Source organism: Paenibacillus sp. OV219 (assembly GCF_900110075.1).
Lineage (GTDB): Bacteria > Bacillota > Bacilli > Paenibacillales > Paenibacillaceae > Paenibacillus_Z.
Window position 1 is genome coordinate 1,179,037 of sequence record NZ_FOCJ01000001.1, and the last position, 21,291, is coordinate 1,200,327.

General features: G+C 51.4%; 16 protein-coding genes. 9 read left to right on the forward strand and 7 right to left on the reverse strand.

Annotated features, from left to right (window positions below; genetic code table 11):
• Nucleotides 1-6 precede the first annotated feature (6 nt).
• The 7 genes from BMY11_RS05290 to BMY11_RS05320 all read left to right on the forward strand — a co-directional run bounded on the left by BMY11_RS05290 (nucleotide 7) and on the right by BMY11_RS05320 (nucleotide 6,981).
• Entirely contained in the window at nucleotides 7-1,428 is a 1,422-nt protein-coding gene (locus BMY11_RS05290) for a sulfatase family protein (RefSeq protein WP_090573380.1), read from the forward strand.
• Between the two features lie 108 nt (nucleotides 1,429-1,536).
• Nucleotides 1,537-2,547 (forward strand): HoxN/HupN/NixA family nickel/cobalt transporter, encoded by a 1,011-nt coding sequence (locus BMY11_RS05295; RefSeq protein WP_090573381.1) that lies wholly within the window; start codon nucleotides 1,537-1,539, stop codon nucleotides 2,545-2,547.
• Between the two features lie 52 nt (nucleotides 2,548-2,599).
• Nucleotides 2,600-2,875 carry a YqkE family protein gene (locus tag BMY11_RS05300; protein WP_090573382.1) on the forward strand — a complete coding sequence of 92 codons (276 nt, stop codon included), beginning with the start codon at nucleotides 2,600-2,602 and terminating at the stop codon, nucleotides 2,873-2,875.
• Nucleotides 2,876-3,005: 130 nt separating this feature from the next.
• On the forward strand, nucleotides 3,006-3,440 hold the full coding sequence (locus BMY11_RS05305; RefSeq protein ID WP_090573383.1) for a hypothetical protein: 435 nt from the start codon (nucleotides 3,006-3,008) through the stop codon (nucleotides 3,438-3,440).
• 401 nt (nucleotides 3,441-3,841) lie between these two features.
• Complete coding sequence (abc-f, locus tag BMY11_RS05310) at nucleotides 3,842-5,596, forward strand: ribosomal protection-like ABC-F family protein (protein WP_090573384.1); 1,755 nt, start codon at nucleotides 3,842-3,844, stop codon at nucleotides 5,594-5,596.
• 48 nt (nucleotides 5,597-5,644) lie between these two features.
• Nucleotides 5,645-6,136: an LURP-one-related family protein gene (locus BMY11_RS05315; RefSeq protein WP_256217304.1), complete on the forward strand. Its 492-nt coding sequence runs from the start codon at nucleotides 5,645-5,647 to the stop codon at nucleotides 6,134-6,136.
• A 125-nt stretch (nucleotides 6,137-6,261) separates the two neighbouring features.
• The gene (locus BMY11_RS05320; RefSeq protein WP_090573385.1) at nucleotides 6,262-6,981 is read left to right on the forward strand and encodes a hypothetical protein; all 720 of its coding nucleotides are present in this window, start codon (nucleotides 6,262-6,264) and stop codon (nucleotides 6,979-6,981) included.
• A 43-nt stretch (nucleotides 6,982-7,024) separates the two neighbouring features.
• Here the strand turns inward: BMY11_RS05320 and BMY11_RS05325 are convergent, their stop codons facing one another.
• Nucleotides 7,025-7,816, reverse strand: coding sequence for a 3'-5' exonuclease (locus tag BMY11_RS05325; protein ID WP_090573386.1), 792 nt, complete (start codon nucleotides 7,814-7,816; stop codon nucleotides 7,025-7,027).
• A gap of 135 nt (nucleotides 7,817-7,951) precedes the next feature.
• Here BMY11_RS05325 and BMY11_RS05330 point away from each other — a divergent pair, with 135 nt between their 5' ends.
• A complete protein-coding gene (locus BMY11_RS05330; protein WP_090573387.1) occupies nucleotides 7,952-8,896 on the forward strand; it encodes a permease in 945 nt (314 codons plus the stop codon).
• Entirely contained in the window at nucleotides 8,893-9,897 is a 1,005-nt protein-coding gene (locus BMY11_RS05335; RefSeq protein WP_090573388.1) for a TIGR03943 family putative permease subunit, read from the forward strand. The genes BMY11_RS05330 and BMY11_RS05335 overlap by 4 nt, the downstream gene beginning before the upstream one ends.
• Nucleotides 9,898-10,017: 120 nt before the next feature.
• Here the strand turns inward: BMY11_RS05335 and BMY11_RS05340 are convergent, their stop codons facing one another.
• The 6 genes from BMY11_RS05340 to BMY11_RS05365 all read right to left on the reverse strand — a co-directional run bounded on the left by BMY11_RS05340 (nucleotide 10,018) and on the right by BMY11_RS05365 (nucleotide 21,197).
• The gene (locus tag BMY11_RS05340; RefSeq protein WP_090573389.1) at nucleotides 10,018-11,697 is read right to left on the reverse strand and encodes a COG1361 family protein; all 1,680 of its coding nucleotides are present in this window, start codon (nucleotides 11,695-11,697) and stop codon (nucleotides 10,018-10,020) included.
• Nucleotides 11,694-18,410 carry a DUF11 domain-containing protein gene (locus BMY11_RS05345; protein WP_090573390.1) on the reverse strand — a complete coding sequence of 2,239 codons (6,717 nt, stop codon included), beginning with the start codon at nucleotides 18,408-18,410 and terminating at the stop codon, nucleotides 11,694-11,696. Before BMY11_RS05345 ends, BMY11_RS05340 begins: the two co-directional genes overlap by 4 nt.
• Nucleotides 18,411-18,471: 61 nt before the next feature.
• On the reverse strand, nucleotides 18,472-19,104 hold the full coding sequence (locus BMY11_RS05350) for a methyltransferase domain-containing protein (protein ID WP_090573391.1): 633 nt from the start codon (nucleotides 19,102-19,104) through the stop codon (nucleotides 18,472-18,474).
• A gap of 160 nt (nucleotides 19,105-19,264) precedes the next feature.
• A complete protein-coding gene (locus BMY11_RS05355; protein WP_090573392.1) occupies nucleotides 19,265-19,783 on the reverse strand; it encodes a C40 family peptidase in 519 nt (172 codons plus the stop codon).
• A 242-nt stretch (nucleotides 19,784-20,025) separates the two neighbouring features.
• Nucleotides 20,026-20,487 carry a cupin domain-containing protein gene (locus BMY11_RS05360; protein ID WP_090573552.1) on the reverse strand — a complete coding sequence of 154 codons (462 nt, stop codon included), beginning with the start codon at nucleotides 20,485-20,487 and terminating at the stop codon, nucleotides 20,026-20,028.
• Between the two features lie 152 nt (nucleotides 20,488-20,639).
• Entirely contained in the window at nucleotides 20,640-21,197 is a 558-nt protein-coding gene (locus BMY11_RS05365; RefSeq protein WP_256217305.1) for a superoxide dismutase family protein, read from the reverse strand.
• Between the last annotated feature and the right edge of the window lie 94 nt (nucleotides 21,198-21,291).

Sequence of the window (21,291 nt, forward strand, 5' to 3'; positions counted from 1 at the left end):
GTGTGCATGCAACGGCAGCCTAACATTCTATTCATAACCGCCGATCAGCTGCGTTCTGATTGCGTCGGCTACAGCGGCAAATATCCGGTCCAAACGCCGAACCTCGACCAATTGGCAGCGCGGAGTACCGTGTTCCATCACGCGTACTCCCATTTCCCGGTATGTAGTCCGGCTAGGCAGTCGCTGCTTCATGGCAAGCGTCCTGAGACCTTCGGCGCGTTGTGGAACTATAATTCATTCCTGCCAGTTGGCTATCTTCAGCCGGACCAATATACATGGACGAAGCAGCTCGCTGATGCTGGATACCGGTCCGCTTTTCTAGGCAAATGGGGAGTCAATCCCGAGTTTGGTCCTACTGCATTCGGGTATGAATCTTATGTGAGTGAAGGAGATTACCGAGCGTTTAGACAGAGCCGTTATCCGGACCTCACCTACACGAACGGATTTTTTGGCGAAAATAATCCAGTTGCGTTGGCTGATTCGGAAACGCACTGGTATGCGGACCGCGCAATAGAAACAATAGAGACGCTGAGTCAGGGAGATCGTCCTTGGCACATCGCGCTTCACTTCGCTGAGCCGCATCTGCCTTGCCGCCCATCGGAACCGTTCGCGGAGATGTATGATCCAGCGCAAGTGCCGGAGTGGGATGGCTTCCGCGATAATTTCGCAAGCAAGCCGTATATTCAAGCACAGCAGCTCGCAAGCTGGGGTGTAGAATCCTTTACTTGGGAAGATTGGGCACCGATCGTCGCCAGATATTACGGCATTATTAGCCAGCTGGACGATGCGATCGGGCGAGTGCTTGCTGCGCTTGCGCGGCTTGGGCAGGCGGACAATACGATCATCGTGTTCACAGCTGATCATGGCGACATGTGCGGCTCACACGGGATGATGGATAAGCATTATATTCTGTACGACGATGTCATTCGAGTACCGCTTATCATTTCGTTTCCAGGGGAGTCTTCGCAGGCTGTAGGGTTAGAGCGGGAACAGCTCGTTTACAACTTGCTCGACCTCGGACCAACGCTGCTTGACCTTGCGGGGTTAGACTATTCGGCTGACAGCTTCCACGGAAAATCACTTGCGCCGCTGCTGCTTGCTGCGAATGCGCCGAGTGATGCCGATTGGCGCGACCAAATCGTTGCCACGTATAACGGTCAACAGTTCGGGCTGTATACGCAGCGGATGATTCGGACGAAAGAATGGAAGTACGTTTGGAACCTGACGGATATTGATGAGTTGTATGATATGCAGCACGATCATGCTGAGCTGTGCAATGTTATTTCGTTGCCAGAGCATCAAGAGCGAATTGCCGAGCTGAGAACAAGACTATATGAACAGCTGAAGAAGGAAGAAGATCCCGTCATCTCGAATGAATGGACAAGACGTCAGCTGTTAAACGGAGCGAAACGGAATCAACGTGCATAAGACGAAGGCATCAGGAAGACCATCCCCCGGATTGGTCTTTTTTTCATGGACGCGGGCGGACATCTATGTTAGATTATGTTACATATAAAAAGGAGGGAGGCTTGTCTTATGCGTACGCTATGGAATGATCGCAAATCATGGGCTGGATACGCGTTCGTCATTCTTGCCTTGCACATTACCGGTATCATTGGACTTGCCATTGCTGGCAGACATGATCCAGCTTTCTGGAGCCTCGGATTGCTAGCCTATTCTTTGGGTCTTCGTCATGCGTTCGATGCGGATCATATCGCCGCGATTGATAATACGGTGCGTAAGCTCGTGCAGCAGAAGCGCAGCCCGCTCGGCGTTGGTTTCTACTTCTCACTCGGTCATTCCTCTGTCGTGTTCCTGATGGTGCTCGCTGTTGCGTTTTCTGTCAAATGGATTCAGCGGGAGATGCCGATGATGGAGGAGACGGGGAAGCTGATCGGAACTTCGGTGTCTGGAATCTTTCTTATCCTAATCGGCATTCTGAACTTGATTATTCTAAGCCATTTGTTTCAGCTATTCCGCAAAATGAAATCAGGCAGCTATAACAACGACCAGCTGGAACAGCTGCTTGAAGCGAGAGGGCTGTTCTCGCGGATCTTCCGCCCGCTGCAGCAGTTCATTAGCCGTAGCTGGCATGTGTACCCGCTAGGGTTTCTATTCGGACTCGGCTTCGATACGGCAACGGAAGTCGGCTTGCTCGCGCTATCAGCAGGAGCCGCGAAGAGCGCTGTACCGCTGTTCGGAATCATTGCACTGCCGCTCTTGTTCGCTGCCGGGATGAGTCTGCTCGATACCGCAGATGGCATGTTCATGACGAAGGCGTATCGCTGGGCATTCCATACACCACTACGCAAGCTGTTTTATAACGTGACTGTGACGAGTGTTTCCGTCATATCTGCACTTCTCATCGGCATCGTTGAGCTGCTGCAAATCATATCCGAACGGTTGGAATGGTCATCACCATTTTTCAAATGGCTTGCAACGATGGATCTCGGCGATCTCGGTTATGTGCTGGTCGGACTCTTTCTCGCCGCATGGCTCATCTCGGTAACGGTCTGGAAGACGCTAAAGGTGGAACAGAGATACTAGAACGTTCACGCTGATCTTGCTATAATGGTTGCAGATAATACGAGGTGATCATATGGCGAAGAAGATGAAGAACAGAGTGGCACAGCAGCATCAGGCTGCCGCTGCGAAAGAAGAGAAGCCGGCGACGCTTAAAGATCTGCTGCGACCGGAGATGCTGGATAAGCTGAAGGCAGCTGGGCAAGAGCTGAAGTCCGCAGAGGAAGCTCGCAAGGAAGAAGTGCGCAAGCAAGAAGAAGCAGCGCGTGCAGCCGAGAAGAAGCGGCAAGAGAACGACTTTGAGTATTTGCTGAACAACAGCAAGATGGATTGGCGCTCGAATAAGAGCTAAGCTAGCATGAATGAAGCTTCCGGTCTGGGTAAGATACCAGGCACGGGAGCTTTTTAATATCCTATAAGATACACCTGTCCAATCTTTTTCTTACTGGTAACATATGGTATATGAAAAGGAGGTGATCATTATGGTAGCTAGTTTGTTAGATTCGAAGACATCTCAGAACGCAAGCTATGCCAACTCGATTTCAATTCCGATCACGGTCATCAATACGCCGAACTTGATCGCGCAGCAAACGCTTAATCTCTCCGCTGGAACGGCTGGGCAAACACGCGTAGAGTTCTCAGGCGTCGCTGCAGTTCAGCTTCCGCTGCTTCCGCTTGCTACGAATATCACCATATTCGTAACAAGGGGCTTAACCTCCGGTGACGTTAACGTCTTCTCGGCTGCGCAGAACTTGGACCTTAGTATACTCGGTCCTCAGCTGATCGCATTCTCAGGTTCGGACTTCAACGCGCCCAATATTGCTAGTCAAGCCTATTCGGTGTTTATTCAATCCTCCGCGCTCGGCACAGTGCGGGTAGGTCCGGAGAGCTTCAACTTCACCGCTTTCACAGGCTAATGGTTCCATTTCTCCGAAGAGAGTGGTGCACAATCATTTTTTACATGCTATAATGGGGTATCTTGTAAGTACGTAGGAGGTATCCATTTAGACATCATGTGGACTTAATTCCCTTATCGTTCATGATTTTCGAACTGACGATTAGAGAAGCTCAGCCTGTGCGCTAGAGCGGAATTGGTTACGTATGTCTATAGGAGCTGACTCCTAATAAATCTCTATTCCCATGCGATGCGCATCGGTGTATTAGAGCTTTATTTACGTATCTCTATTCCGTTCATTGTCAGCCGCAGGCGCGATCCTGCGGTTTTTTGTTTTGTCTAAACAACGAATCGCGCTACCAAAGTCGCCCGAAGATCATCGCCCTGTCAGTTATTAAACTTTAACTAAAAGTGGTGATCCATATGACATTATTAACGATACGCGCATTAAAGAAGAGCTTTGGCGACACCGCCGTACTGAAGCAGGTCGATCTGGACCTGGCAGCGAGAGAACGCATTGGACTTGTCGGTATGAACGGAGCGGGCAAGACTACGCTTGCCAACTTAATATTTGGGACGCTGCAGCCGGATGAAGGGAAGCTCACATACCATCATGAGCAGTTGAAGATCGGTTATTTACTCCAGTCAACGTCCTATACCGTAAATACATTCAGCAGCATGATTGGTGATGTAGAGCAATCCCAGGGAGGCGAACAGTTCCTTCATGTGACGAGCCATCTAGGATTGCGGAAGGTGAAGGAATGGGATGGCGAACGGCTTGCTGGCCTAAGCGGTGGAGAGAAGACGAAGCTCGCTATTGCACATATTTGGGCATCGAGACCTGATATTTTGCTGCTTGACGAGCCGACGAACCATCTTGATTTTCAAGGAGTCGATTGGCTTGTAGCGGAGCTTGGGAAGTATGCAGGCACGACGATTATTATCTCGCATGACCGTTACTTCCTCGATCAGACGGTTGATCGGATCATTGAGCTGGATGACGGCAAGTCGATCAACTTCCCGGGCAACTATACGTTCTATCGCGAGGAGAAAGCACGGCGCTATCAGAGTCAGCTGCACCATTTCGAAGAACAGCAGAAATACGAGCAGAAAATTGAAGCGGAGATTAACCGTTTGAAGAACTGGTCGGATAAAGCGCACCGTGAAGCTGGGAAGAAGGGCAAGATGGCGGAGATGCGCACGGGCGTGAAAGAATTTTATCGCAGCAAAGCGAAAGCGATGGATAAACAGATCAAGTCGCGCCTCCATCGGCTGGAGAAGATTGATCTCGAAGGCGTGAAGAAGCCGAAGGAGGAAGCAAAGGTAGCTTTTGGCTGGGATAATCCGGAGAAACGTGGCCGCCGCATTGTGGAAGCATCACGCATTGGCAAAGGCTACGGTGGACGATCACTGTTCGGGGACAGCTCCTTCTATATGCAGCGCGGTGAGAAAATCGGGCTTATCGGGCCGAACGGCAGCGGTAAGACGACGCTTATCCAAATGCTGCTCGGCGAGAAAACGGTAGATACCGGTCAGCTGTGGCTCAGTCCAACCGCGAATGTTGCGTATCTGACGCAGGACGTTACCGATCTTAGCCAGCAGCAGACCGTACTTGAGCTGCTCGAGCAGACGCATGAGCTTCGCAGCGATGTCGGCAAGTCGCGGACGCTGCTCGCGAATATGGGTTTCGATGCTTCCATGCTTCAGAAGCCAATTCACCAGCTTAGTCTCGGCGAGCGCACGCGTATAAAGCTGGCACAGCTTATTAGGAGAGAACATGATTTACTCATTCTTGATGAGCCAACGAATCATCTCGATCTTGCCAGCCGCGAGCAGCTCGAGGAAACGCTCGAAGACTATCAAGGAACGCTAATTATCGTCTCTCATGACCGCTATTTGATTGATCGAATTTGCTCGAAGCTGCTTCTGTTCCAAGACGGTAAGATTAAGCGAATTGAGAGCGGCTATGCGCAGTGGCGAGAGCGCGATGCGAGACCGGCTGACTCAGCGGAAGCGGCGAAGCTGCAGCTTGAGGAAGAGAAGCTCCTCATTGCGAACCGAATGACCTATCTGCTTGGTGAGCTGAGTAAGCTGAAGCCGACAGACGGCGGATACGCGCAGCTTGATGAGGAGTTCAAGCAGCTCGCTCAGCAGAAGCGGAATCTGTCTGCACGCTGAAACTTTTTGGAAAGCTGCGTCGTATGGAGCTGTAGAGGAGGCGGTAGCATGAATGGTAACATGAAGCTGTATTTTCGCGATAATTTCTTTAATGCAGGGCAGACGGAGATCATGAACGAGCAGAACGAACGTGTCGGTGAAGTCGATCTGCGCAGCATGTTTGGTGCAGGACTCGACGTCTATGACGGCACCGGCAACCCGATCTACAGTGGTAGTTTCCCATTTCTGTCGGGCAAATGGGCGATTTCGGGACCGTCGGGCGAAGAAATGGGGCTACTTCGTGCGCGAATGTCGTTCCTCTCCAAGAAGTTTGAATATGAAGCATACGGGCGCGGGGTATTTGAGTTGATATCGCCGGCATTCTCCCAGGAATACGAGATCATTAATGAGAACGGAGCGCTCGCGGCTTCCTTCGCAAGGGTCAGCAGCTGGTTTGAGTCGTCGGCGTATTGCTTGGATAACTTCACGCAAACCGTTGACAGCTATGAATGGATTACTGTCATTCTCGGAATGCATGAAATACAGAAGCGACAGAGGTAGTACCTGAATATAATGAGGTAATGTTTGCAGCGTGAATGAATGACAACGTATTCAGCGCCGCATACTAATCGCGAGAAGGCTGTGCAGTCTGCTTCAGCTTCAGACAACAGGGCGGTGACGACATCATGCATGCAGATGTTACCTCGGAATGGGATGTATATTTATTAGCGGGCATAGGGTCAAGGCGTACGATCTTTGCTGAATGCGTCAAGGAGCTGCAGCACCGGCTGACCGATAATGGAAAGATATCCGCGATACGCGAGCTATTCCCTTACGGCGATCATACGCACAACTTCTTCCAGCAGCTGCTCCAGGTACGTAAAGATTTGTATCGGCTGCGAAGAGCGGTACAATTCGGCGCAAGAGCGGTAGCTGCTCAGGTGCGAAAGCTCTCTACTGGCAGACCGGTGATCTTCATCGGGCACAGCGGAGGCGGTGTTGCCGCCTATCAAGCGGCTGTAATGCTGAGTGAAGAGGGGGCTATATCCGATTGGCGAGTCATTCAAGTCGGTTCACCGAAGCTTCCGATCAAGCGGGAGCACAATCATAAGGTTCACTATGTCGTGGCGGTGAATGAGGACGGTGAATGCGCGGATTACATTACGCGGCTTGGCAGTTGGGGAGGCGTTAGTCGGAACCGGCTCGGTATCTGGTACTGGAACCGGTCGAAGTATGCACCGAAGCATGTCATTCCGCTTACGCTTGTCGGCGGTCATCAACATTATTTTCGCAGGGAAGCGCCTTATGTGCATCCAGAACGCGGAGCGAACCTCATTATCACTATTGATACGATATGGGACCGGGTTCTGCGTGATATATGCGCACCAGCATCCCGCGTGATATAAAACGAAAACAAAACCGCGGCCATCAGGCCGCGGTTTTTCTCTATTATTCGGTTCGTTCAGCAGCTGCAGCTGATTGCGCTCTGCGAGGCTTCGCCATCTCTGCATCGAAATATGCTTCAAGCTCGATAACTTTCCGTGGATCCTCGAGTGATATTTTGTCCGTAAGCACATGCTCTACAATCATTGCCCAAGTAGGCGTCACTTTCTGCTGCGCGATAAGGCGAATGGCATTCTTCACGAGCTTGCGTTCTTTGGCATTGGAGTAGACGTCAACATACTGCTGGATTCGGCTGAAGTCGAGCTCCTTGAACACGGCTCGGAAGATGTCGCCAGTCATTCGGGCATCCTCAAGCGCGCGATGGGCATTGTTGTCTTCGCCGCCTAGACCGAGATCGAGCAGGGCTGCTTCGACGCTAACGTCATTCGAGACACCTTTGTAGCGTATGTAACCTTTAAGCAGGTCGTAATACTTTGCTTCAAGCCAATACGCATCGTCCATCTTATGCATCCGCGTATCGAACACGATCCGCTTCATATCTTCTCCGCCCCATGTGAGAATCAGGAAGTTCTCATGCGGTCCAAGCCAGCTCAAGAAATCAGTCATGACACTTGGAAAGCTGTCAGCGGCATCAATGCCTTCCTGGGGGATGCCGGTTTTCTTCTTAATGAATTCATTCAATTTGGAAAAATAAACCGGTTTAATTAATGCCGTAAATTCATCGACAGGCTCGAGAGCTTCATTCAATCGCACAGCGCCTATCTCAATGACTTCCATCGGCAAATCGCTTGCAAATTTACGTCCGTTAAATTCGATATCAAGAATAATGTAGTCCACGTGGTGCCTCCGCTGTTTACCTAATATTCGTCTTACTTAAACAGTCTAACGCTGCTGCGCACAAAGAGCAACATTGGCATTTCATTTGGATTTCATAGATAATGAGATTATTGATTTCAGGCTTCTTGCCTATTGATGTGGAGGGACTTCGTGGTTACTTTTCTTCAGCTGAATACGATCTTTCTAAGCATGATTATGGAAGCCATTCCATTCATTCTGCTTGGTGTCATTGTGTCAGGACTTATTCAAACGTTTCTATCAGAACGGTGGATCGCACGGCTTCTCCCGCAGAATCGATATCTCGCGTCGCTGCTAGGGTGCGGTGTCGGACTTTTCTTCCCCGCTTGCGAGTGCGGGATCGTACCCATCACGAGGCGACTCATTCGCAAAGGCGTCCCGCTTCATGCAGGCATCGCTTTCATGCTGACTGGACCCATTATTAATCCGGTCGTCTTATTCGCTACCTACATCGCGTTCGGAAACGATTGGCGGATGGTGCTTATACGCGGGGGTTCTGCCGTTGTTGTCGCTTATGTGACGGCAATTGTCATCTCGTACCTGTATCCGAAGCTTCCGATGAGGCTTCATGAAGCTGCCATTATGGAGACGGCTGCTGGCGCTGGCGATGCTTCTTCTGCTCGGTTCGCAAATGATGGATTGCGTGAGCCGCTTCAAAGGCGGCTGTACGATGTCATGCTGCACGCAATAGAGGAATTCTTCTCCGTGGGCAAATATTTGGTGCTTGGAGCATTCATCGCGGCATCGATGCAGACGTTCATTCCAACTTCTTCGCTCATGCATATGGGCAGCAATCCGGTGACAGCCTCGCTCGTCATGATTGGTCTTGCTTTCGTCATGTCGCTCTGCTCGGAAGCGGATGCCTTCATCGCGTCATCGTTCCGTAGTACGTTCTCGGTCGGCGCATTGTCTGCTTTTCTCGTCTTCGGCCCAATGATTGACATTAAGAATACACTTATGCTGCTTGGCGTGTTTAAAGGGCGTTTCGTAATCGTGCTCATTGCACTTGTCGCAGCGTGTACACTAGGCACATCATTGCTGGTAGGGAGGCTGTTCGGATGATTCGTCTCTATATTTTGGCGGGATTCTCCTGCTTATTCCTGATGATGCATTTGAACGGCAATTTGAACAAATACATTAACACGAAATATGCTTATCTGTCAGAGAGTGCGATTGTGCTGCTCGGCATATTGTTCGTCTTCGAGTTTGTTCGATTGTATGTGCTCGAGAGGGAGGCGAATCGGCGTAAGACGAAAGAGCTTCTTGGAGTTGAGGAAAGCGATGAAGGGCAGGGGCATGATTCTCATGCTGACCATGACCATATTCACCATGAGCATGAGCATGAGCATGAGCATGTAGGACATGCCCACCACCATGGGAACGAACACCATCACCACGGGCATTCGCATGCGCACCACGATCATGATCACCACGGGCATTCTCATGATGAGCCGATTCGGTGGAAGAGGTATCTCGGCTATGGCATTTTGATCTTTCCGCTCATAACCGGCTTCTTCTTGCCTGTTCAGACACTAGACTCCAGCTTCGTGAAAGCGAAGGGATTCTCATTCCCGAACTTCGACGCATCTGCGGACAACCCTGGCTTTCACCAGTTTCTGAAGCCGGACACAAGTGTCTTCTACGGCAAACAAGGTTATGCGAAGGTGTCCAAGGAGGAGCTTGAAGAGTTCAAGCAGATGAAGGATGTAGAGCTGAATGACGTCAATTTTCTAAAAGGACTCGAGTCGATCTACAACTTCCCGACTACGTTCACGGGTCGGACGGTCAGCTTCGACGGCTTCATCTATAAAGGCGAGCAGGTGGAAGGCAATCATTACTTTGTATTCCGGTTTGGGTTCATACACTGTGTTGCGGATTCCGGCGTGTTCGGAATGCTCGTCAATTTCCCAACTGACGCCAGCTTCCAAGACGATGATTGGGTGCATGTTACCGGTAAGCTGAATTGGACATTCTATCAGCCGTTCAAGCAGACGATTCCCGAGCTGACCGTGACGGAATGGAAAGCGATTCCGAAGCCTAAGGATCCGTATGTGTACCGATAGAAGTTAGCATTTTTACAATACGATGTAATGTGGATCGTACTCAAATAATAAAGGCTCTTCACTTACAGTGCTATGATATATACGCACTGAGGTGGAGAGCCTTCTTTTAATGTAACGCCGCTACTCATCATGTGTCTCAATAATAATGGCGACTTCGTTCGAATAAACGGTGTTGGTAACTAAGGTTCCATTCACCTCGTACGACAATACGGCGCGGACACGGAACCGAATGCGGCTCTGAAACGGATGATCGGAGAGACGGAGTCGATAGGTAATGACGACAGTTGCGCCTGGATCGAGTATGCCAATGAAGACACCTTCACCTGGAATAACGGACACTTCGCGTCCATTTACATAGATAACAAGCCCATCGAGCGATGTTTCACTTGGAATGAGATCATACAAAGTAACAGCAGCGGGATAATTGCCTGTATTCGTAATACGCACGGTTACAGCGATAAGCTCGCCCGGAACGACAACAGGCGGCGCAGCAGCAAGATCGGCCACGATAACGGGGAGAATGAGTGCGACAAGTACAGTGTTTGTGAACACGGCTTCGCTCACGATGACTCCATTTGGCAATCGGTAGCTGTATTCAACCTTCGCACGGTTAACGAGCTCGTTCCTGGCTGGACTAAGTACAGATCGGGTCACTGTTACTTGAAAAGAAAGGTCGAACAGATGACCAGGACCGAGTGATCCAAGCGCGATGCCGTTATCCGGGTTAGCGGCCGGAAGCGGCCGTCCATTAACGACTGCACTCCCCTGCACGAATAGAGTGCCTGCTGGAATGGCGTCGCGGACGATCACATCTGCGGCAGTCGTGCCTCCGTTATAGATCGTAATGCTATATCGGACCGTATCGCCGACAGTTGCTTGCGCGACGTTCGCGGATTTGGTGACGGACAGCGCTGGACCGGAAATGATCGTCGTCACCGGATCTGAAGTAATTGACTGATCGAATATCCCAAGCTTGAAGCGAAGCGTAGCCTCGTTCGTCAGAAGTGTACCGACCGACCCTTCAAGTACAATAGCTTTGAATTGCACTTGTACGGTGATACTTGGCAGGATGTTGCCTAGCCCAATCCCGGTTATTGGAGAAGAGGATGGGGAGCGTACACCATCAATGGTGACGCTCCCTTGCACAAAAGACATTCCGACAGGCAGTGGATCTATAAGTACAGATTGACGAAGCGTCTCAGAGCCGATGTTGGCAATCGTTACGGAATAGGTGAGCATATCGCCGACAAAGGTGAAGGCCGAATTGACGCTTTTGCTGATGGTAACATCGAGAACCGTGACTGTCAGTGATACAGCGTTCGAGCTGACAGAGCCGGTAATTGTCCGATCATCCTTCGTAATAAAGAAATAATCCGCGGTCGCTGTATTATCCAGTTGACCCGACGGCGGGACCGAGACGAGCAGCAGCTGGAACAACACCGTTACGGTATCTCCTGGAAAGACATCCCCGACTGGAATGCCGTCCTCCGGCGTTATGCCGGGGATCGGCGCCCCATTCACAATAATCGAGTTCGCGACAAATGTTGTACCGGGTGGCAAGATATCATAGATCGTTACATTGCCCGAACGATTGCCGCTGTTTCGCAGCGTAATTTGATACGTAATTGGCAGACCTAAGCTAGCTTGTGTGGAAGTTGTACTCAGCTCGAGTGTGAAGTTCGGACCGTTCACCATTGTATTGACCGTGTTGGAATAGGAGAACGATGTCGAGCTGCCGTCCGAGAACGTAACGACGGACTGATTCGTAATAGTGAGCGGTGGACCTGGATCTGCCATCATACGACCAACACCTGGAATGTTACCGTTGCGACTGCACCAGCCGCAATGGTGCCGATTTGGATACCTGTATTCGGACTATCTGCCGTCCGAGGGGAACCGTTGACCGTTACGCTGCCTGCGATAAAGCTGGCGCCTGCAGGAATCGGGTCGACGAGTGTAACATTGTTCACCGGCGAGATGCCGTTGTTCGTAGCCGTGATCGTATACGTGATCGTATCGCCGACGACGGCGTCGATCGCATTGCTGCTCTTCACAACCGACACGTTTGGAGACGATACCGGAATGACAACCGTGTTCGATTGCACCGTACCGCTGAGCAAACGGCCGTCAGGCGGAGAGAAGCTATAGTTCGCGGTCGCCGTATTGACCAACTGCTGCGGCGATGGGAGTGCATCTACAGTGACGTTCAGTGTCACGAGAACATGGACGGTCGCTCCTGCAGCAACGACACCGACATTAATGCCTGTTGTTGGATCGGCGCCTGGTTGAGGAACGCCGCCGACTGTGACGCTGTTCGGCACGAAATCGGCTCCGGTTGGAATCTGATCGAAGAGAGTGACCGTTGCGGCAAGGTTACCTGTGTTCGTAACATCCATCGAATATGTGATTGTATCCCCGACGGTTGCATTCGCGGTGTTCGCGGTCTTCAGAACGGCGATGATCGGGTTATAAACAGGGGTTGTAACGATATTAGAGCTTCCCGTACCCGAGAAGGCGCCGGATGTAAAGCTGACCAATGCCTGATTGCTAATTAGGCCGCTGACAGGCAGAGTATTGACGGTGACCACGAACGTAACGGTGACCGAATTGCTCGGTGTGATGCTGCCAAGCGTGATACCAAGAGCGGGGTCGGCTCCTGGACGAGGGACGCCGCCGACCACTACACTGCCCGGCACGAACGTCGTGCCGACAGGAACTGTATCGGTGAGAACGGCGCTGTTTAAGTTCGCGATGCTCGTATTGGTCACCAAGATCGAATAGGTTACGTTATCTCCAATGACAGCGTCCGTAGCAACGGTGCTTTTCACGAGGCTGATATTCGGTGATGTGACCGGAACATTGAGTGTATTGGAGAGCGACGTACGCGCGAATGAACGGTTATCCGGAAGTGTAAATATATAGTTGGCAGTTGCCTGGTTCGTCAGTTGCTGATTAGGCGGCAGTGTATTGATTAGCAGGGTGAAAGTTGCAGTGACGCTCGCTCCAGCAGCGACAGTGCCGATGCTGAATCCGGCTGTTGGGTCGGCGCCTGCTTGCGGAAGGCCATTCACGACTACCGTATTCGGCACGAACGATGTGCCTGCCGGTATCGGGTCGCTAATCGTAACGACGGCCGGATAATTGCCGCTGTTCGTTGTAACGATGTTGTAGTTAATCGTGCTGCCGACACTGCCAGTAACGGTACTTGAGCTTTTCTCAAGATTAATGACGGGCTGATACACAGGTGTCGTAACGGTATTGGAGAACGTGACAGCTGAGAAAATGCCGGATGTGAAGCTCACAGAGGAACGATTGCTGACGAGCTGTTCGTTCGGGACGGATGTGATGGTCACGCTGAATGTGACCGTCACTGTCACGCCTGCTCCGATGGAGCCGAGCGAGAAGCCGGCAGCCGGGTTGGCATCCGGACGCGGTACCCCATCAACGGTTATGCTGCCGGATACAAACGAGGTGCCCGCAGGAATCGGATCAGAGAAGATCACATTGTCGACCGGCGCAATCCCACTGTTCATAACCGTGATCGAATAAACCTGCGTATCGCCGATCGTTGAAGCTGTCAGCGTAGCGCTCTTGACGACATCAACATCCGGAGCGGATACCGCATACGTTAATGAGTTTGATAGCACTGAGCCGCTGAGCGTTCGGTTATCCGGTAACGTATAGCTGAACGCGGCAGTTGCTTGGTTGGTCAGTTGCTGCGATGGCGGAAGCGAAGTAATAATGGCCGAGAACGTCACGTTTACCGTCGTGTTCGGGAACACAACGCCTACGGGGATACCCGTTGCTGGATCGGAACCCGCTTGCGGCTGGCCGCCGACGATGACGCTGTTTGGCACAAAGGACAGCTGCGGTGCAAGCGTCGTATCCGTTAGTGTGACGGCCGCGGCATAGTTGCCGGAGTTCGTGACAGCAAGCGTATACGCAACCATCAAGCCGACGGTTGCATTCGTTGTATTGGCGCTTTTGACGACGGAGATGACCGGTTGGTACACCGGAATATCCACGCCATTGGAGAAAGAGGAGCTAGAGAAGGCGCCTGATGTATAGGAGACGGATGCTTGGTTCGATATAAACGCCGGTGTCGGCACGCTCGTAACAAGCAAGGAGAAAGTGACAGTGGCGGTTGTTCCGTTCGGAACCGTACCGATGGTAACGCCGGCAGCAGGATTCGCGTTCGGCACGACGACGCCGTTAACTGTCACAGAGCCGGCGACGAGCTGAGTACCGCTTGGAATGCCATCGATGAAGACGGTATTCGTTACCGGCGCAATCCCGTTATTCGAGACGAGGATCGTGTAAGGAATGATGTCGCCAATCGATACGGCAGTTTGCGTAGAGCTCTTACCTACGGTTACGTTCGGTGAGGATACCGAAATCGATAAGGTGTTAGACAACTTCGAGAGAGTAATCGTCCGGCCATCAGGCGGCGTGAACGTATAAGTCGCGGTTGCTTGGTTGACGAGCTGCTGTGGATTTGGAAGCGTATCGATGACGACTGAGAACATGACGTAGGATGTGCCGCCAGGGTTCACCGTACCGGCATCGATGCCGCCTGTCGGGGTGGAGCTCGGTTGCGGCAGGCCGTTCACGATGACGCTGTTCTGGACATAAGTAGATGATGGAGGTATCGTATCGGTTACGATGACGCTCGCCGGCAAATTGCCGGTATTGCTCACTGCGATTGTGAAGGTGACCGTGTCGCCGACTTGTGCGTTTGACGTGTTGGCGGTTTTGATGACGCTAATTTCCGGTTGGGTAACGGGCGTCGTTACGACATTGGACGACGACGTGCTCGAGAAGCTGCCGGACGTAAAGCTGACGGTCGACTGGTTAACGATTTGATCGGACACAGGCATGATTAACTTCACCTCGTAGGTCACGGTCGCAAAGGCGCCAGGGCCAAGCGCACCGATCGGGATGCCGGCGGTCGCATCCGCCTGGGGAACTGCTACTCCATTCACGGTGACACTGCCAGCTACGAAGGTCGTTCCTGGAATGCTCGGCCCAACGAAGATGACATTGTTAACGTTCGTAATGCCGTTGTTCGTAACGACGCCTGTATACGTAATCGTGTCGCCGGTGATGACGTCTGGCGCAGTAGTGCTGAGTACGACGGACAAGTTCGGCGCTGAAACCGGGATGGATACGGTATTCGAGCTCACTTCACCATTCAAGATACGCCCGCCTGGCAGCGTGTACGTATACGTGCCGCTTGCACTGTTAACAAGTTGCTGCGGAGAAGGCAGCGTATCAACGGATACCTCGAACGTGACGGTACTGATGCCAAAAGGAGGTACTGTAAAGATCGGGAAGCCTGCCGATGGATCGCTTCCTGGCTGTGGCACGCCATTAAGGATGACCGAGTTCGCGACAAAGGAACAGCCCGAAGGAATATTGTCGCTAAGCGTCATGTTCGCGGCAATATTGCCATTATTGCTGACCTGCAAGGTATAGACGACCAAATCACCGAGTGTAGCTGCTGAAGTGTTCGCGCTCTTCGTGATCGAAATAATTGGCTGATAAACCGGAATCGTAATCGTATTCGAGAACGATGAACCTGTGAATGCTCCGGAGGTGAAGCTGACAGCTGCCCGATTGGAGAATTGCGCGGGCGTTGGCAGGGACACGGCAATGACCTTGAACGAAACGGTTTTAGAAGCTCCAGCCGCGATCGAGCCAACGGCAACCCCAGATGCTGGGTTGGCACTAGGCGCAGGTACACCCCCAATTAGGACGCTGCCTGATTCGAAGATCGTCCCAACAGGGATGGGGTCAGAAACGATAACTTGACTAACCGCTTCTATACCGTTATTGGTGACGACAATGGTGTAAGTGATTTCATCTCCGACGGCGGCTTCCGGTTCACTGATGCTTTTGCTTACGTTCACATTCGGGGCAGAAGCCGGAATCGTGACGCGGTTTGAGCTGCCGCTGCCGTTCATTACCCGAGAATCCGGGAGCGTGTACGTATATGCGAAAGTTGCCTGATTGGAAAGACTCGGCGGATTAGGAAGCGTCTGTAATAAGACTTGAAAAATGACGGTTACCGTTGCGCCAGCAGCGACAGTGCCTACCGGGATGCCGGTCTGCGGCGTCGCACCAGGGCGCGGCGATCCATTAACGGTGATGCTGTTTGCCACATAAGTGGTCCCTGCAGGAAGCGAATCTGTTAATGTGAGCTGTGCATTGATATTGCCAGTATTCGGTATCGAGAACGTGTACGTAATCGTGTCGCCGACTGTCGCTTGGGTGAAATTCGCGGATTTGGATGCGCTAATAATCGGTTGGTAGACCGGCACGTTGATCGTATTCGATAAGGAAATACCGTTGAACGTGCCAGAGTTATAAGAGATCGAAGCTCGGTTCGTAATTTGAGCCGGGTTCGGCAATGATGTGACGAGCAGCTGGAATGCGACGGTCACGGATGTACCGTTGTTAATGGTGCCAAGCGATATCCCGCTCGCAGGGTTGGCTCCGGTTACCGGAGTGCCGCCTACCGTGACTGAGCCTGCAACAAAGCTTGTGCCTGTCGGAATCGGGTCATTGAAGACGACATTGGTTACAGGCGCTACGCCGCTGTTTGCAACGACTGTTGAGAACGTAATCGTATCGCCAACTGTAGTCGCTGTTCGGTTCGAGCTCTTCGATGCGGTGACGTTCGGCACTGAGACCGGAATCGTTAACGTGTTGGATGCAGCGGAGCCGCTCAATACCCGGCCGTCCGGTGGAGAATACGTGTATGTGGACGTCGCTTGGTCCGTCAGCTGCGGCGGAGACGGGAGGGAGTTAACGACGACCTGGAATGTCACCGTTGTCGTTGTGCCCACGGCGACAGTCCCAATCGGGAAGCCTACTGCTGGATTCGCGACTGGCTGTGTCACACTGTTCACGGTTACGCTGTTCGGAACAAGCGTACTGCCTGTCGGTATATTATCGGTTAGCGTTGTTGTTGCGCCGATGCTACCAGAGTTGTTGACGAGTATCGTATACGTGACCGTCGTCCCTATAGCGGCATTCGACGTATTAGCTGATTTAATCAGATTCAGCACAGGAGAATAGACCGGCGTAGAAACCGTATTGGACGGAATTACGCCAGTGATGGTATCGCCGCCGGCGACACTTTGGAACGTAAAAGCAGCGTTTGCGGTGTTATTGACGGTAGGTGGACTCGGAAGAGAGGTAATTCTCGCTTTGTATGTAAGAGTAACCGAGCTGTTCAGCGCAAGAGTACCAATCGGAACACCTGCCGTTATGTCGAAAGTCGGCTTAGCTACGCCTGCTAGCACTACACTTCCTGCGACGAAGGCAGAGCCTGCTGGCAGAGCATCGGTGACAACGACGTTCGATGCATTAGCAGTACCGGTATTGTTGACTGTCACGGTGTATGTGACTTGATCGTTAATGACGGTACCAGCTACATTCGCACTCTTCGTAAGGGAGACGACAGGGGCGTTAATATTGATTTGCAGCGCATTCGCGTTAACGACATACGCATCGCCTGACGTTGTTAGTGTAAGAACGGCAGACGATTGGTTATTGATCAGCCTTGCTGAAACGTCGACATTCGTAATATCCCAGCCTTGACGGCCGCCGATGATATTCGTTCCTGGCGCTCCGTTCGTCTGGTTGCGCGTGCCGAACGTACCGGTCGTATTGAGTGCCCCGGAGTCGTTGTTAATCTGTGATGCAAAGAAGTTGTTAGCGAAATTGTTCGTACCTGACAATGCGACCTGTGTGCCAGAGCTTGGCCCGAACAACGCCTGGTCGCCAGTACGGTTCGCATCGCCTTCTTGCCCGCTAAATAGCGCCCGGCCGCTGAGTGCTCCTGATGTAGGTGTCGCAAAGCCAGTAATTGTCGTCACAACCGGCGCTGAGGTCGATTGGATGAGTACGGCACCTACACGCAGCGACATGTTGCGGAAGGGAAGCGTAGGATTTCCATAAATAACTGCAAGTGTCCATCCCGCATGATTTGCAGTCGGGTCTGTTACCGTTGCGGTTCCCACGACAGCTCCTACATTATAGGTGCCTGCGCCGCCTTGTGAAATTTGCGAGGTGACATTCGCTGTGCGCGTATAACCGAGCGCGCCGCTCCCCAAGTCGAAGTTGTTCGCCGTTGCCGCATCCGGAGATACGCTGAACGTGGTGCTGTTAGGGAGTTTGAGATTGACAGGATTGTTAATAGCGGCTGACAGGTTAACGCCCGGCACAACATAGGTTCCGCCCCAGATTAGCTCCGCGTAGAGAACCGTACTTCCGGCAGGAATGACGAGAATGGCATCCGCATTGTTCAGCAAATAATTGCTCGTCGTGCCGAATGGGTAAGTCCCGACTCGGACAGAGGTATCCGTTGTCACGAACGCGCCGATGCTATCTTGTGTACCGGGAACGCCTACTGTGTCAGAACGGCTAAGACCGAGCGTATTACCAGTAAAAGTAATGGATCCTGTGGCATTAAACTGAGCTCGAACGACTAGTGCAATGCTGCTCACCCCCTTACAATGAACAAGCATATGAGTACAGCAATGTGCACACTAACTGAACATATGCGCCTTAAAATGGAGGTATGCTACGAAGCAAAGTAGCGGCATACGGTTCAGGTAAGGATTGTTCACACAGAGTCAGCCATTCGTTCTCCATCATTGGAGCTTTCACAACGACGTAATGATACATAATCTCATCCACGACATTTGCTTGCAATTCCTTCAGCAATTCAAGCTCTTCCGGTTCGTAAAGCGAGGTTTGATAGGTCTGATTATAGAAGAGCTCCATTCGCAGCAGACGAAAATCATAGGGAGGCGGCGGAAAATACTGATAGGGAACAAGCTGCGGACATGGCGGGCTGCCAGGGGGATCGCGGAACACGGTCGTTAAGTAACGCGGCGTATGTTCATCAAAGCGGCTCTTCAAATACGGATTCGAGCTGTATCTGAAATTATGAGCATAGGGGCAGAGTAGACAGATAATTGCGCCATGCGTACTCACGCGATAGAGCTCGCCCATCGCGTAGTTTAGATCGTTCGCATAAGCTAGCATGCGGCTGACAAGTATAAGCTCAACCGAATTGTCTGGAAACGGAATTTCTGAATTTAGATCGCTGACAAGGTTCACGCCAGGCAGCGCCGTGCGGTCAATGCCATAATAGCCCGGCTGCTTATTCGATCCACAGCCGATATCCAGTTTCATAATCAGGCCTCCTTACAGCGGTAGAGGCTGGTTTTCCTCTTAACAACTAGTGTATGGATCAGCATGTAACCCAGTTAGTACGCTTGCCCACAGCAACAGCAAAAACGTGCAGCACTTCTTATTGAAGAAGCGCTGCACGCGAAGGTTGGCTTTTATGAAATTAGATAACTCGGCGTGCTGTTTTGTACGTCTTGTCCCAGATACTGCCTTTGAACGTTGAGATCGTTACGCCAATGCCAACACGATACGTTTGCAGTACTTTGCCGTTCCCGATGTAGAGGCTCACATGATTAATGATGCCGTCACGGTTCGTATCAGAGAAAATGAGATCGCCAGCCTTCAGATTGCTCTTGGACACAAACGTACCTGCGCGAGATTGATCACGCGAAGAACGTGGAAGTGTAATTCCATTCTTCTTGAATATATATTGAGTGAACGAGGAGCAGTCGAAAGAGCTTGTGATGCCCGATTTGGCACCGAATTTATAAGGTACGCCTAGATAGTGTTTGCCAGTTGAAATAATATTATTTACGAGCCGCGTGTCCGATGCCGTAGAAGCATGTGTCGTCTGTGGTTTGAGCAGCAATCCTGCTGAGCATGCGATTGCTACACTGAGCGTAACGCCGAGCAGTTTCTTGCCGATCCGGTATGTAGTTTTGGTCGTCAATTTCGTATTCATGATGTCATCCTCCTGCAATGAATAGTAGTAGTTGGCTTATACCGTGTTGTCGTCTTGACCAGAGAACACTATAGCACGGCTTGTCTTGCCACTACTTTCCAATGTGGACGGAAGTCCAGTGAATCCGCATGATAGGCTGCATTTGTTAGAATCTCGTGAGAAAAACTTCATGATAATGGCATTGACAATGAAAAAAAGCCAACCAGGACGCCCTGATTGGCTTTTTCGCTTATACGAGTAGGTTATTTATTAGTGCTGGAAATGAGTTTGAAATCATCATAATGGAAGCCAGGTGCTACGACGCATGAAACGAATACAGGTTCATCGCCGAGCGGCTTCGCTTTCTGCCATACGTTCGCAGGGACGAGAGCTTGAGGCCGCTGACCCTTCGAAATATCAGGTCCTACGATAATCTCCTCTGTCGTATGCGGATCATCGTCAGTACCGCCAAGCGATAGAAGCAAGGGACTACCGGAATGCCAGAACCACAGCTCGTCCGACAGAACGACATGCCAATCTGACACTTCATCGGGGTGTAGGACAAAATAGATAGATGTTGCTGCCGCGCGGTTGCCGGAATAACGATCACCGAGAACGGCTTGCGGAATTTCAAAGGATGCTTTCCAGAGCTCTTTGTACCAGCCGCCTTCAGGATGCGGCTTCAGATCCAGCTGCTGAACGAGCGGGGATAGCTGTTTAGTAATCATCAGTATGTGTTTCTCCTTGTTGTCTAAATTTGTCTAATCTCTATTTCTTACCAACTCCATGTAACAATGTAGCCTACCGGCTCTAAGTTGTAAACGGCCATCGACTTCGAAAACAAGCGAAGTGATGACCGTTCCGTGAATAGTTCTTGTTATTGAATAACGCCGCAAGCGATGCGGTCGCCGGAATTGCCAGATGGATCGGTCTTATAATCATCTGCCTGCGCATGGATGACTATTGCTGTGCCGCCTGTTTTCTTTAACGAATTCGGCTGATTCGGCGCGAGCGTAACGATTTTCGTCTCAATATCAACTTTGACCGTACCGTCTGCCGCTACTTGAATGTTCGGCAAATCACCGACGTGGAAGCCCTTCGGATTGTTAAATCCATGCTGCTTCGTCTGTGGATTCAGATGGGCGCCTGCAGATGTGAACTTCGGCCCTTCGCATTTGCCCGTTTCATGGAAGTGAATGCCGTGTATGCCCGGCGGCAAGCTCTTTGCCTCAACATGTAGCCGCACCGCGTCCTGATTCTGCGTTAGTGTTGCGGTGCCAATCTCAGCACCGGAACCATTAACAATCTTCACGTTAACCGTCTCGCCGCTTGTATCCGCCGGAGCGGGATGTGCCTTCACGGATGCGCCAACCGATAGACCAAACAGCATGACGCACAACGCTGTCTTGCCCAGTATGGAACTTGTCATTTTCATAATTGTCTTAGAATCCTCCTGCTTGTTTCATGGTCATAACGTTCCATGCTTATCATTACCGCATTCCTGCTCATACAAACATGGACTATTTGGA